The 13,065-nt window shown below is 71.7% G+C and carries 9 protein-coding genes; 5 read left to right on the top strand and 4 right to left on the bottom strand.

Annotated features, from left to right (window positions below; all coding sequences use genetic code 11):
- Positions 1 to 159 precede the first annotated feature (159 nt).
- On the top strand, positions 160 to 1,845 hold the full coding sequence (locus ACIP4Z_RS12530; RefSeq protein ID WP_355332546.1) for a hypothetical protein: 1,686 nt from the start codon (positions 160 to 162) through the stop codon (positions 1,843 to 1,845).
- 80 nt (positions 1,846 to 1,925) lie between these two features.
- Here ACIP4Z_RS12530 and ACIP4Z_RS12525 read toward each other — a convergent pair whose 3' ends face one another.
- From ACIP4Z_RS12525 to ACIP4Z_RS12515, 3 genes are all read right to left on the bottom strand, one after another.
- On the bottom strand, positions 1,926 to 2,483 hold the full coding sequence (locus ACIP4Z_RS12525) for an HIT domain-containing protein (RefSeq protein WP_188285222.1): 558 nt from the start codon (positions 2,481 to 2,483) through the stop codon (positions 1,926 to 1,928).
- Between the two features lie 70 nt (positions 2,484 to 2,553).
- Positions 2,554 to 4,536 (bottom strand): threonine--tRNA ligase, encoded by a 1,983-nt coding sequence (gene thrS, locus ACIP4Z_RS12520; RefSeq protein WP_391160829.1) that lies wholly within the window; start codon positions 4,534 to 4,536, stop codon positions 2,554 to 2,556.
- Positions 4,537 to 4,700: 164 nt separating this feature from the next.
- Complete coding sequence (locus ACIP4Z_RS12515; protein WP_401307072.1) at positions 4,701 to 5,906, bottom strand: CaiB/BaiF CoA transferase family protein; 1,206 nt, start codon at positions 5,904 to 5,906, stop codon at positions 4,701 to 4,703.
- 167 nt (positions 5,907 to 6,073) lie between these two features.
- Between ACIP4Z_RS12515 and ACIP4Z_RS12510 the strand changes: the two genes are divergently transcribed.
- Both ACIP4Z_RS12510 and ACIP4Z_RS12505 read left to right on the top strand, forming a co-directional pair.
- Complete coding sequence (locus ACIP4Z_RS12510) at positions 6,074 to 7,759, top strand: PucR family transcriptional regulator (RefSeq protein WP_401307069.1); 1,686 nt, start codon at positions 6,074 to 6,076, stop codon at positions 7,757 to 7,759.
- Between the two features lie 104 nt (positions 7,760 to 7,863).
- A complete protein-coding gene (locus ACIP4Z_RS12505) occupies positions 7,864 to 9,342 on the top strand; it encodes an amidohydrolase (RefSeq protein ID WP_401307066.1) in 1,479 nt (492 codons plus the stop codon).
- Between the two features lie 60 nt (positions 9,343 to 9,402).
- On the opposite strand, the gene ACIP4Z_RS12500 is transcribed toward ACIP4Z_RS12505, so the two are convergent.
- Positions 9,403 to 10,836 (bottom strand): hypothetical protein, encoded by a 1,434-nt coding sequence (locus ACIP4Z_RS12500; protein WP_401307064.1) that lies wholly within the window; start codon positions 10,834 to 10,836, stop codon positions 9,403 to 9,405.
- A gap of 364 nt (positions 10,837 to 11,200) precedes the next feature.
- On the opposite strand from ACIP4Z_RS12500, the gene ACIP4Z_RS12495 reads away from it, so the two are divergent.
- Positions 11,201 to 12,091 (top strand): ABC transporter substrate-binding protein, encoded by an 891-nt coding sequence (locus ACIP4Z_RS12495; RefSeq protein WP_401307061.1) that lies wholly within the window; start codon positions 11,201 to 11,203, stop codon positions 12,089 to 12,091.
- Complete coding sequence (locus ACIP4Z_RS12490; protein WP_401307059.1) at positions 12,078 to 13,061, top strand: amino acid ABC transporter permease; 984 nt, start codon at positions 12,078 to 12,080, stop codon at positions 13,059 to 13,061. Before ACIP4Z_RS12495 ends, ACIP4Z_RS12490 begins: the two co-directional genes overlap by 14 nt.
- Positions 13,062 to 13,065 lie beyond the last annotated feature (4 nt).

Below are 13,065 nucleotides of genomic sequence, written 5' to 3'. Positions count from 1 at the left end.
CCGGTAAGTCGCCAAGTGGACATGTCCGCTGGCCAATCGGCGGCTCGCGGCCACGCCGCGGGCCGTCGCGCCGCTAATCTGGAGACTGCTCCGAACGTGTGACGTTCACCCGTGCGGGGAATGGGCCGGTCGGAGCCGTATGGACCGGTGAACCGGTGGATGTACGGGACTGGCGACTGGGGGCCTGTGGTGACGGACGGTATCGGGTTCGATTTCAGCCCAGGTGCGCAGATTCCGCTGACCGGCAGCGACGGTGAGACCGGTGCGACCCAGGCGCTGGCGTCCGCCGCGTACCGCGACACTCCGGTGACGACGCTGGTCGACGCCAACAGCGAGGCGAGCGTCAAGGCGCCGCGGCTGTCGCTGTTCGCGCCGAATCTGGGCGAGGCGTTCTCCCGCGCCATCCAGGTCAGGATGCTGGGCGCGGCGCGCAGTGAACTGGTGCAGTCCTTCGGTGTGGTGCCGCAGACCGTGGTGGAGCACGCGCTGGCCGCCAACCGGATTCGGCAGGAGCGCGACAACCGGCTGACCGTGGTGATGGGCGTGTGCGGGGTGCTGTTCCTGCCCGGCGTGCTGCTCTGGCTCGGCGCCTTCCAGTTGCGCAAGTCGCTCGGGTCGCTGAAGGCGCGGGGCAACAAGTCGGGGGCCTTCGGGGCCGTCGTGCTGGCCGTGGCCGCCGCCTTCACCGTGCTGCTCGCGGTACGGCCGCCGTTCAGCGGTTTCTGGCAGCAGTATTTCCGCGTCCTGATGATCGCGCCGATCATCGGCTGGTTCTGGGCGAAGCGGATCTGCGAGGCCACCGCGAAGGATCTGCGCAGCCGCTGGGCGGGCCTGGTCGCGGGCACCGCGGTCGGCGCGAAGATCCCCGAGGCGGTGCCGCGCAACCCCAACCAGACCCGCGCGGAGCTGCTGCGGCAGAGCCTGGCCAAGCTGTCCGCGGAGCAGAACAGCAATGTCGTCTTCTACGCGGGGCCCAAGGGCATACTCGGCATGGGCAGCCGGTGGGCGAACTGGCAGATGGCCGAGGAGCTGATCCCGCGCGAGGGGCTGGCCGAGATCCACCCGTTCCGGAGCTGGGACGTCATCCGCGCCATCCACGACCAGCTACGGATGATCGAGCGCGGCCCGCTGCACACCGGCGGCTTCCCCAAGCCGTCGATAAAGCACTGGGTCGTGGTGCCGGTCGGCGAGGGCGCGGGCAAGATCTCCCGGCCCACCGGACCCGAGGTCGACTCGTTCTCGGTCAAGGACTTCGAGATCCAGCGGATCTGCAACACGCAGCAGTTCGGCAAGGGCAACCGGCACTATCTGGGCATCCAGTTCACCCTCTGGGACGGCAATCTCGTCATCACGCTGATGACGACGGTGACGGTGCTGGCGCACACCCTGCGGATCGAGGTCACCGGGCACGCGCTCGGCCCGATCCACGGGATCTTCACCTCCGGGCCGCCCGCGAAGGAGAAGACGATCACCAAGCCGGTGAAGTTCTGGGAGACCAGGACCGTACAGCTCCCGCTGATCGAGTCGGACGAGGTGGTACGGCTGGCCGCCCGCGCGCCGCTGACCCGCTTCCCCGCCGTGCTGGACTACCTCGGCGGCACGCTGAAGCTGCCCGAGCCGTTCGGGCTGCGGCACACGTGGGCCGACAAGCCGTGGAAGCACCGCTTCATGGCCGACGACGCGCTGCGCGCGGCCACTCCGGTGCTGCGGGCGGTGCACGCCGCCGCGATCCAGGTGATGAGCGAGAACGGCGTGGACACCTCGCACTTCACCAGCCGCTCGATGATGCTGAGCGGGCTGTCGCAGAGCGTGGAGCCCAGGAAGGCCGACGCGTACGACGCCTAGGACCTGTCCGGGCTCCGGCTCCGGCTCCCGCTCATGCGGGGTTCAGGGCGACGGGACGTTTCAGGACGACGGGACGTCCGTCAGGAGGGCCAGACGTCCGCGAGCATCTTGCGGGTGTCGGCGAGGAGCTGCGGCAGCACCTTCGTGTGTCCGACGACCGGCATGAAGTTGACGTCGCCGCCCCAGCGCGGCACCACGTGCTGGTGCAGGTGCGCGGCGATCCCGGCGCCCGCCACATCGCCCTGGTTCATCCCGATGTTGAAGCCCTGCGCGCCGGAGGCGGACCGCAGGGCGGTCATCGCCTGCTTGGTCAGCACGGCCAGTTCCGCCGTCTCGGCGCCGTCCAGCTCGGTGTAGTCGGCGACGTGCCGGTAGGGCACCACCATGAGGTGCCCGCTGTTGTACGGGTACAGGTTGAGCACCGCGTACACGTGCTCGCCGCGCGCGATGACGAGGCCGTCCTCGTCGGACTCGGCCGGGACCGCGCAGAACGGACATCCGTCACCGGCACCGGGGCCGGTGGGCTTGTTCTCGCCCTGGATGTACGCCATCCGGTGCGGGGTCCACAGGCGCTGGAACGCGTCCGGCACCCCCGCTCCGATCTGCTGTTCCGGCTCACTTGTCATGCCGTTCAGCATAGGACTTCCCCCGGAGCACGCGTGCTGCGGGGGAAGTCCCGGATCTCACGGGCGGCGGACGTCGGCGCCGTCAGACCTGGATGCGGCGCTCCACGGCGTCCACCATCTCGGCGATGGCCTCGTCGCGCGGAATGCCGTTCTTCTGCGAGCCGTCGCGGTAGCGGAAGGAGACCGTGCCGCCGGACATGTCCTCGTCGCCGACGATGACCATGTACGGCACCTTCAGCTTCTGCTGGTTGCGGATCTTCTTCTGCATGCGGTCGGAGGACGCGTCCACGTCGACCCGCAGGCCCTTGCGCCTGGCCTCCGCCGCGAACTCCTGGAGGTACGGCACGTGCGCGTCGCCGATCGGGATGCCGACCGCCTGCACCGGGGCGAGCCAGGCCGGGAAGGCGCCCGCGTAGTGCTCGAGCAGCACGGCGAAGAACCGCTCGATCGAGCCGAACAGCGCGCGGTGGATCATCACCGGGCGGTGCTTGGTCCCGTCGGGGCCGGTGTACTCCAGGTTGAACCGCTCGGGCAGGTTGAAGTCGAGCTGCACGGTCGACATCTGCCAGGTGCGGCCGATGGCGTCCTTGCACTGCACGGAGATCTTCGGCCCGTAGAAGGCGGCGCCGCCCGGGTCGGGGACCAGCGGCAGCCCCTGCTTCTCGGCCACCTTGCGCAGCGTCTCGGTGGCCTCCTCCCAGACCTCGTCGGAGCCGACGAACTTCTCCGGGTCCTTGGTGGACAGCTCCAGGTAGAAGTCGGTCAGTCCGTAGTCGCGCAGCAGATTCAGCACGAAGGTGAGCGTGGTGTCCAGCTCGTCGGCCATCTGCTCCTTGGTGCAGTAGATGTGCGCGTCGTCCTGGGTGAAGCCGCGGGCCCGGGTCAGACCGTGCACGACGCCGGACTTCTCGTACCGGTACACGGTGCCGAACTCGAAGAGCCGCAGCGGCAGTTCGCGGTAGGACCGGCCGCGGGCGTCGAAGATCAGATTGTGCATCGGGCAGTTCATGGGCTTGAGGTAGTAGTCCGTGCCCTCGTCGAGCTGCATGGGCGGGTACATGCCGTCGGCGTACCAGTCCAGGTGGCCCGAGGTCTCGAACAGGGTGCCCTTGGTGGCGTGCGGGGTGTAGACGAACTCGTACCCCTCCTCCTCGTGCCGCCTGCGCGAGTAGTCCTCCATGGTGCGGCGGATGATGCCGCCCTTGGGGTGGAAGACCGCGAGGCCCGAGCCGATCTGCTCGGGGATGGAGAAGAGGTCCAGCTCATTGCCCAGCTTGCGGTGGTCGCGCTTGGCGGCCTCCTCCAGGAAGTCCAGATGCGCCTTCAGCTCTTCCTTGGTGGGCCAGGCGGTGCCGTAGATCCGCTGGAGCATCGGGTTCTTCTCGCTGCCGCGCCAGTACGCCGCCGCGTTGCGCATCAGCTTGAACGCCGGGATGTTGCGGGTGCTGGGCAGGTGCGGGCCCCGGCAGAGGTCCTTCCAGCACAGCTCGCCGGTCTTCGCGTCCAGGTTGTCGTAGATGGTCAGCTCGCCGGCGCCGACCTCGACGTCCGCGCCGTCGTCCGAGGACGCGGCGCCGCCCTTGAGGCCGATCAGCTCCAGCTTGTACGGCTCGTCGGCCAGCTCCTCGCGGGCGGCCTCGTCGGTCACGACCCGGCGCGAGAAGCGCTGGCCGCGCTTCTGGATCTCCTGCATCTTCTTCTCGACGGCCTTGAGGTCGTCGGGGGTGAACGGCTTCTCGACGTCGAAGTCGTAGTAGAAGCCGTCCTTGACCGGCGGCCCGATGCCGAGCTTGGCCTCGGGGTGCAGCTCCTGCACGGCCTGCGCCATCACGTGCGCGGTGGAGTGCCGCAGGATGTTGAGGCCGTCCTGGCTGGTGATGTCCACCGGCTCGACCTCGTCGCCGTCGGCGAGGGCGTACGCGAGGTCCTTCAGCTCGCCGCCGACGCGGGCGGCGATCACGGACCGCTCGCCGGGGAACAGTTCGGCCGCGGTCGTGCCCGTCGTGACCGTCCGCTCTTCCAGCTCAACGGAATCGCGTTTGATGATCACACGGACATCTGACACCGGTCTGCTCCTGACTCAGGTCCTGCTGGCTGTGGTGACTCGGCGGCGGCGGGCGCCGCACCGCTGAATCGTACCGAGCCGCGAGGGCTGCCCGCGAAGCGATAACCCGCGGGGGTGGCGGCGCGAGGTGCCGTGAGCCCCGACGACCGGCCGCATCGCGGTCCTCATCCCTGGGGCCGGTCCTGAGGACGGCCCTGGGGACGGCCGCCGAGCGGCGGTGCCGGGGCGTCGTCACCGAGCGGTGTCCGGCTGAAGTCCAGCGGCAGCCGCACGTTCCGGTAGCGGCCGACCGCCGGATGCTCCAGGGTCTCCACGGTGCGCCGCTCGCGCAGATAGTCGTCGTCGGCCAGGGACTCCAGGGTGCGTACGGGCGCGCAGGCGATCCTCGCGGTCCGGCACGCCGACACGATCCGCGCGACGGTCCGGCCGGACACGTAGTCCGCGATGACCGCCTGGACCTCGTCCGACCGGCCGCCGCGCTGTCCCGCGGTGGCGAACCGGGGGTCGTCCAGCAGGTCGTCGCGCCCGGCGAGCACGAGGAAGCGCCGCCAGTCGGCGTCGGTGTACGGCATGACGCAGACCCAGCCGTCGCGGGCCGGATGCGGGCGCCGGGCGGGTGCCAGCGACCGCGCCCACCCGATGTCGCCGCACGGCGGGTCGAAGGTGTGGCCCGCGAGGTGCTCGACGAGGTTGAACGCGGCCATGTTGTCGACCATCGGCACGTCCACCCACTGCCCGTGGCCGTCGCGCAGGCGGCTGTACAGGGCCGAGACCGTCGCGAGCGCCATCAGGAGGCCGCAGGTCTTGTCGGCCGTGATCGACGGCGAGTACGCCGGTTCGCCGCCGCGCAGGCGGTAGCTGTCGGCCATGCCGGACAGCGCCTGGACCGTGTCGTCGTAGCCGGAGACGTCACGCAGGCCGGAGCGGGAGCTGTACGCCTGTCCGGTGCAGAGCACGATGTCGGGACGGACCCGCGCGAGCGCGTCGTAGTCGAGGCCGAGCCGTTCGCGGGCGCTCGGCAGGATGTTGGTCACCACCGCGTCGGCCCCGGCCACCAGGTCGGTGAAGCGGCGTCGGTCCTCCCCCGTCGCCAGGTCGAGCACCACGGAGGTCTTGTTGCGCAGCAGCCGGAGCGACAGGGCCGAGAGACCGTCGGCCGCCGTCGGCCCGATCCTGCGCCCGATGTCGCCGCCCGGCGGCTCGACCTTGACGACCTCGGCGCCGAGGTCGGCCAGCAGCGAGGTCGCGTACGGCCCCATCACCACCGACGTGCAGTCGATCACGACGGTGCCCGCCAGGGGACCGCCGCGCGGGGCCGCGTATCGCGTCGGCCCGGAATCTTCTGTCGGTACGCGATCTCCTGTCGGCACGCGGTCTCCTCGAAGACGTCGGTCTCGGCCCCGGAACCGGGCCACTTGTGCGCCGGGGGCGCGGTGGCATCGTCTCCAGGACGGCCCCGGCGCCGCCCTGGAGTTGCCCACGCACTCGGCGGCGCCGACTTGTGCTCAGCCACAAAGAGGGCCGATAGCCTGGGGTGATGGACACTGGCGAGGGCGTCGCGCGGTCGGTGACCCCCGCCGCCGCGTCCTCGGCGGCCGTGGGCACGCTGCGCGACCTGCTGGAGAGCCTGGGACCGCACACGCTGCGGCTTGTCGGCGGTGACCGGGCGCGGTTGGCCCGGCCCGCGGGCGAGCCCGTGGTCCACGGTCCCGACGAGCCGATCCACGACGTGGCGGGGGCTGTCGTACTGCTCACCGGGGGCAGCTCCGATCCCGCCGAGGTGACCGATCGGATACGGCAGGCCGCCGCCGCGGGCGCGAGCGCGGTCGTGGTGAAGGCGTGGGGCCGGGATCTGGGCCGGGCCGTCGAGGCCGCCCGCGAGGCGGACATCGCCCTGCTGTGCACGCCCGACGAGATGGCCTGGCGGCGCCTGGACGCGTTCGTCACCGCGGCCGGTGCCGCTCGGGCCGCCGTCCCCGGGGAGGCGGGCGGCATCGGCGACCTGTTCGGCCTGGCCAACGCGATCGCGGCGTCGCTGGGCGGGCCGGTCACGATCGAGGAGGTCGACGGCCGGATCCTGGCGTACTCCAACCTGCCGGACCAGGAGATCGACGAGATCCGGCGGTTGGCGATCCTCGGCCGCCGGACACCGGAACGGCCTGGCGACGCGGGGAAGTACCAGGCCGTGATCGCCGCGCAGGGCCCGGTGCGGTTCGCCAGTTCGGGTCCGGAGTACGCCGACCGGATGGCCGTCGCCGTACGGGCGGGGCACCAGGTGCTCGGCGTCATCTTCGTCCTGGCGGACCGGCCGAAGCTGGTGGACGACGCGGAACGCGCGCTGCTGGACGCCGCCCGCAGCGTCGCCTTGCACCTGCTGCGGTCGCGGGAGGCGGTCAGCCCCGAGCGGGAGCGGCGCGGCGACGCGCTCCGCGGTCTGCTGGCCTCCTCGCTGGACGCGGCGAGCGCCGCCGCGGCGCTGGCGCTGCCCGCGCGTGCCTCGTTCGTCCTCGCGACGGTACGGCCGGTCGCCAGTGAGCTGCGGGCCGCCGACGCCGCCCGCGTCCGCGACCTGATCACGCTGCACGGTGAGCACTGGCACCCGGAGTCGGCGGCCGTGCTGGAGGCGGGCGACGTCGTCCTGCTGCTGCCCGTGCTCGACCCGCCCCAGGACGACCGGGGCCAGGCGCGGCTGGCCGCGCGGCTGCGCAGGCTGGGCACGGACCTGGTGACGGCGGCCCGCAGGTCCGCCGGGGTGGAACTGGTCGTCGGCTTCGGCGCCGTCGTCGACGGCCTCGCGGCCGTCGCCGGGTCCCGGCCGCTCGCCCGGCGGGTCGTGGACACGCTGCTCGACCCGCGCGCCGACCCGCCCCACGGCGGTGTCGCCACCCTGCACGACGTGCGCCCTCAGGTCGTCCTCGCCTGTCTGCGGTCCGGGGCGCCGATCGACGAGGACGTGCTGCGGCTGCCCGCCGTGCGCGCCGTCCTGCGCCACGACGCGGACCAGGGCACCGACTACGCCGGGACGCTGCTGGCGTATCTGGGGTCCGCCGGGAGCGTCGCCGCGACCGCCCGCGCCCTCGGCGTCCACGAGAACACCGCCCGCTACCGGGTCCGCAGGCTGACCGAGATGTTCGGGGTCGCCCTGGACGCGGGCGACGACACGCTCGTGACGTGGCTCCAACTGCGCAACGCCGTGCGCGGCCCCCGGGGCGCACGCGGCTGAGGCCCTTGTGGGGACCGACAAGCCGCGGGGTCGGGCCCGTGGCGTGACGACAACGGCGGGGGCGCCCGCGCCTTCTACCGTTCGGGGCGGAACGGAGGAATCAGATGACATCAACCCTGCTCGCCCACGTCCGCGTCGGCCTCGGCGGCCCACCTCGCGACGTCCTGGTCCGCGACGGGCGCGTCACGGCGATCGGCGCCGTCGGCGGCGTCCCGCCCGAGCCGGACACCGAGGTGATCGCGTTCGCCGACGCCACCCTCGTCCCCGGTTTCGTCGACGGCCATGTGCACATCGAGCAGTGGGTACGGAATCTGCGCGCCGTCGATCTCGGCGCCGCGCGGAGCCCGCGCGAGGCCGCGGTCATGATGCGGGACGGCATGCGCGCGGCGCACCGTACCGGGATCGTCTGGGGTCAGGGCATCGTGCCCGCGCTGTGGGAGGAGGCTCCGCACAAGCGTGTCCTGGACGAGCTGGTGGGCGACGCGGCGGTGGCCGTCAGCACCATCGACCTGCACACCACGTGGCTGAGCAGCGCCGCGCTCGACCTGGTCGGCCTGCGCGGGCACCCCACGGGGGTGCTGCGGGAGACGGCGTCGATCGAGACCAAGGCGCGGCTGGCGGCGATGGTGCCGCCCGAGGAACTCGACGCCTGGGTCGGGGAGTCCGTCGCCGCGCTGCCCGCGCTGGGCGTCACCGGCCTGACCGACCTCGCCTACGCGGACAACGTCGAGGCGTGGCGCCGCCGGTCCCGGTCCGGCGCGGTGCCGGTGAGGGTGCTGGCCGGCGTCTGGACGCCGTGGCTGGACGGCGCCATCGCCGCGGGGCTCCGTACGGGGCAGGTCGTCGCGGGGACCCACGGGCGGGTGCGGGTCGGGCCGTACAAGATCGTCAGCGACGGGTCGCTCAACACGAGGACGGCGTGGTGCGTCGATCCGTATCCGCACCCGGCCGGGGCCGGTGACGCGTGCGGGCTGTCGCTGGTACCGCTCGACGAGCTGGTCGAGCTGATGGGCAGGGCCTGGGCGGCCGGGCTCGAACCCGCGGTGCACGCGATCGGCGACCGGGCGAACTCCGCGGTGCTCGACGCGTTCGAGCGGGTCGGGTGCCCCGGCAGGATCGAGCACGCCCAACTGGTGAGCGAGCGGGACATGCCGCGCTTCGCCCGGCTCGGCGTGGTCGCGTCGGTCCAGCCGCAGCACGCCGTGACCGACCGGGACGTGGCCGACCTGCACTGGCCGGGCCGCACCGACCGGGCCTACGCCTTCCGCTCCCTGCACGCCGCCGGTGCCCGGCTTGAGCTGGGCTCCGACGCGCCGGTCAGCCCGCTGGACCCGAGGCTGGCCATCGCCGACGCGGTCTTCCGCACCGACGACGACCGGCCCGCGTGGCACCCCGAGCAGAGCGTCCCGCTGGAGGTGGCGTTCGCGGCGGCCGGCGCGGGCCGGGGCCCGGTGTCCGTCGGCGACGTCGCCGACCTCGTGGTCATCGGCGGGGACCCGCGCGCGTTCGACCGCGCCGCGCTGCGGACCATGCCGGTGCTGACCACGATGGTCGGCGGCACACTCACGCACCGGTCGGTCTGAGGGGCCGCCCCCGCGTCGGACCCGCCCGGCCGCGGTCGGGCGTTTCCGGCGACGGCGTGCCTACGGGCCGGGCGCGTCCTCGGGGGCGCCGATCAGCCGCGACACGCGGGCGCCCAACCGCCGTGCGACGCCCTCCAGTTCCCGTGTCCGCGGCCTGATGCTGTCGGTCGAGCCGACCAGGCAGGCCGCGGCGGCGACCGAGTTGCTGGAGTCGCGTACCGGCGCGGAGATGGAGATGATCCCCAGTTCGTCGATGGACTTCATCGACAGCACGCCGTCGCGCCCGGCGCGGGCGAAGCGCCGCAGGAACTTCTCGACCTGCTCCGGCGGGTGCCTGTTCGGCAGGACCCGGCGCAGCTCGTCGGCCTCGAAGTCCGAGGCCAGGGTCGGTCCGCCGTCGGAGCCGATGATGGGGGCGAGGCGCCCGAGCCACGGCGTCATGCTCAACCCCTCGCCGACGCTCTGGAGTTCTTCGACGAGCGTGAGGCTGTGCATCCCGTTCAGCACGGTGATGAACGCGCACACCCCGGTCGTCGCCGCCGCTTCGGCCACGAGCGGCCGGCCCTTTTCGAGGATCATCGGCAGGGTCGCGGCGCGATGCCAGCCGTGCACCGCCCAGCTCGCCTCGAACCGCGCGCCGTCCTTGCTCCTGCGGACGACTCCCGCCCGGCCGCACGACTCCAGCAGGCGGCGGACCCGGTCGGGCCGCAGCCCCGTCCCGGTCGCGATACCGGCCAACGAGTCGCGCCCCGCGGACAGATGCCACACGATCCGCAGTGCCGCCTCAAGGCCCAGCGGGCTGCCGTCGCGGCCGAGCGGACCTCCGGCCGCGATGTTCGGCCGGTCCAGTTCGTCGTCCACCGTGCGTTCGAGCAGCCGCCGCGCCTCGTCGAGCACACGGCGCGCCCGCGGTACGACCTTGGCGGCGCGGCTGACCGGCAGCCGGGCCGCCAGTACGGCGACGCATTCGCCGACGGGGCTCATGACCGGCACGGCGATCTCCACGCCCATGCCGATGGTCGACTCGGCGCGGAGCGCCCGCGACGGGCCGTCGGTGTCTTCGAGGCGCGCCGCGCGCACGATCGCGCGCCGGGCGTCGTCGACCGACTCGCCCACCTTGGCGTGCGCGCGCAGGGGCCACACCGACTCGACCGAGGCGACCACCCGCATGCCCTGCGCCGTCGGTGCGGCCAGGCACGCGGTCTCGCCGGTGAGCGTCGCGACGAGCGTCAGCGCGGACCGGACGGACCTGGCGAACGGGGCCGCCGCGCGGCCGGAGAGCTCGATGGCCCGCCGTCCGATGCGGTAGGTCCCGTACGCGCTCCCGCGCTCCAGCAGTTCGAGTTCCGCCAGTTCACCACAGAGCCGGGAAGCGCTGCTCAGCACCGTGCCCAACCGTCCGGCGATCTCCCCGACCGGCATCGGCAGGGTGGGGTCGGGACGATTGCCGACCTGCTGCACCGCGTTCAGTCCCGACAACACATGTGTCGTCATCACCGGGTCCTCGACGATCCGTGTCGCGTGGGCCTTCCGTCGTGGCCGGGGCGACGTGCGTTCCCCGCACCGTAGCAGTGGCCCGCCCGCGCGCCCGGTGGTGCGCCGCCGCGGCGACCGCCCGGCCAGGGCGTTCGCGCAGAACCGTCAATTCGCCGTGCCGCGGTTTGCCGGAAACGCATCGTGCGGCGTGACAGCACTTCCGCGGTGCTTATAGTGAGCCAACTCGTTTTGAGCACCGCCGGATTTCCCTTTTCCACAGAACCGAAAACGGCGTATCGGTCCTCGCATGTTGTTCCCGACTGCCGCAAGGAGCCCGACTCACGTGTTCAGCAAACACCTTACTGGTAGACCGGCGACAGCCGTGACAGCAGTGGCCGGATTCGCCTTGACCGTCGGCGTCCTCGCCGGTTGCACCTCGCATGCCACCGCGACCGCCGATTCCGTGGGCGAGGATTTTATCCGGGGGACGTACGACAAGAGCGTCGCGCGACTGGTTCCTTCGGACATCGCGGGAAAGGGCGGGATCGACGTGGCGAGCGGGCCCGGCTATCCGCCGTTCTTGCTGCTCGCCGAGGACGGCAAGACCCTGGCAGGCGCGGAACCCGAGCTTCTGCGGGCCGTCGCCGACGTGCTGGGGCTGAAGGTGAGGTTCGCCGACGTCAAGTTCGACGCGATGATCCCCGGCCTCCAGACCAAGCGCTACGACATGGTCGCCGCGGCGCTCAGCATCACGCCCGCCCGGCTGAAGCAGGTCGACTTCGTCAGCGAGTACTCCGGCGGCACCTCGCTGATCGTGGAGGCGGGCAACCCCGAGAAGCTGACCCTCGCCACGATGTGCGGACACACCATCGCCGTCATGAAGGGCAGCATCTACGCCGAGAACTACATGCCGACGTTCGACCGGGACTGCGTGCGTGCGGGCAAGCCCGCCATCACCGTCTCGGTGTTCCCCGCCCAGGCCGACGCCACGCTCGCGGTCAGCAGCCGCCGCGCGGACGCCAGCATGTCCGACTACGGCCCGCTGTCCTACATCGCCGGGCAGTCCAACGGCCGGCTCGACGTGCTGAACGCCAACTACCTGCCGACCACATGGGGCTACGCGCTCCCGAAGGGCTCCGCCCTGGCGCCCGCGGTCGCCGCCGCGATGAACAATCTGATATCCGACGGCACGTACGGCAAGATCCTTGCCAAGTGGAAAGTGAACCAGGGCGAGATCGCGAAGTCAGAGGTGCACACCGATGGCCAACGCTGAAATGCCCTCGCTCGCGCAAAGAACCGGCGGCCCGGACGGCGGCGTGCTCAAGGTCGCGCGCACCCGGCATTACGGACAGTGGATCGCGACCTTCGTCATCATTTCCCTGGCGGCCCTCGTCGTCAATTCGCTGATCACGAATCCCCGCTATCAGTGGGACGTCGTATTCAGCTATTTCCGCGATGTGCAGGTGGTGCACGGACTTGTCACGACGATCGTCCTGACCGTCGTCGCCATGGTCGTCGGAATCGTCATCGGCGTCCTGGTCGCGGTCTGCCGTGATTCCAGGAACCGGTCCGTCGCCGCCGCGGCGCTGGCCTACGCCGGATTCTTCCGCGGCACGCCGCTGCTGGTGCAGTTGATCTTCTGGTTCAACCTGGCCGCCCTGTACCCGGTGCTGTCGCTCGGCGTCCCGTTCGGCCCGACGCTGGTGTCGGGTGAGGCGAACACGCTGATCACGCCGTATGTCGCGGCGATCCTCGGCCTCGGGCTGAACGAGGGCGCCTACATGTCCGAGATCGTCAGGGCCGGGCTCCAGTCGGTCGACCCCGGCCAGACGCAGGCCGCGCAGGCGCTGGGCATGCGCAGGGGCCAGATCTTCCGGCGCGTCGTGCTCCCCCAGGCCATGCGGGTCATCATCCCGCCCACGGGGAACCAGACGATCTCGATGCTCAAGACGACGTCGCTGGTCAGCGTCATCGCGATCCCGGAGGTCCTCTTCCGGGTGCAGGAGATCTACTCGCGGACGTACGAGGTGATCCCGCTGCTGATCACCGTCAGCCTCTGGTACCTCGTGGTGACCACCGTGCTGAGCACGGGCCAGTTCTACCTCGAACGGCATTTCAAGCGCGGTGACACCCACTCCCCCGAGCCGTCGCTGCTGGCGGCGCTGCGGGCCGGGATCGTCCCGCGCAGGGCGAGGGCCGCCGCGCCGACGGGCCCGGCCGGCACCGAGGGAGGCCGCGCATGACCGC

The organism is Streptomyces sp. NPDC088910 (genome assembly GCF_044749865.1).
In the GTDB taxonomy this organism is placed as follows: Bacteria; Actinomycetota; Actinomycetes; order Streptomycetales; family Streptomycetaceae; genus Actinacidiphila.
The sequence above is the reverse complement of the archived record's forward strand: the minus strand, read 5'-3'. Positions and strand labels throughout refer to the sequence as shown.

What these genes read in the sequence shown, in the direction of transcription:
- ACIP4Z_RS12490 (WP_401307059.1), top strand. Translation starts at nt 12,078, where the DNA reads ATGGCCAACGCTGAAATGCCCTCGCTCGCGCAAAGAACCGGCGGCCCG.
- ACIP4Z_RS12500 (WP_401307064.1), bottom strand. Translation starts at nt 10,836, where the DNA reads ATGACGACACATGTGTTGTCGGGACTGAACGCGGTGCAGCAGGTCGGC.
- ACIP4Z_RS12530 (WP_355332546.1), top strand. Translation starts at nt 160, where the DNA reads ATGTACGGGACTGGCGACTGGGGGCCTGTGGTGACGGACGGTATCGGG.
- ACIP4Z_RS12525 (WP_188285222.1), bottom strand. Translation starts at nt 2,483, where the DNA reads ATGCTGAACGGCATGACAAGTGAGCCGGAACAGCAGATCGGAGCGGGG.
- ACIP4Z_RS12510 (WP_401307069.1), top strand. Translation starts at nt 6,074, where the DNA reads ATGGACACTGGCGAGGGCGTCGCGCGGTCGGTGACCCCCGCCGCCGCG.
- ACIP4Z_RS12505 (WP_401307066.1), top strand. Translation starts at nt 7,864, where the DNA reads ATGACATCAACCCTGCTCGCCCACGTCCGCGTCGGCCTCGGCGGCCCA.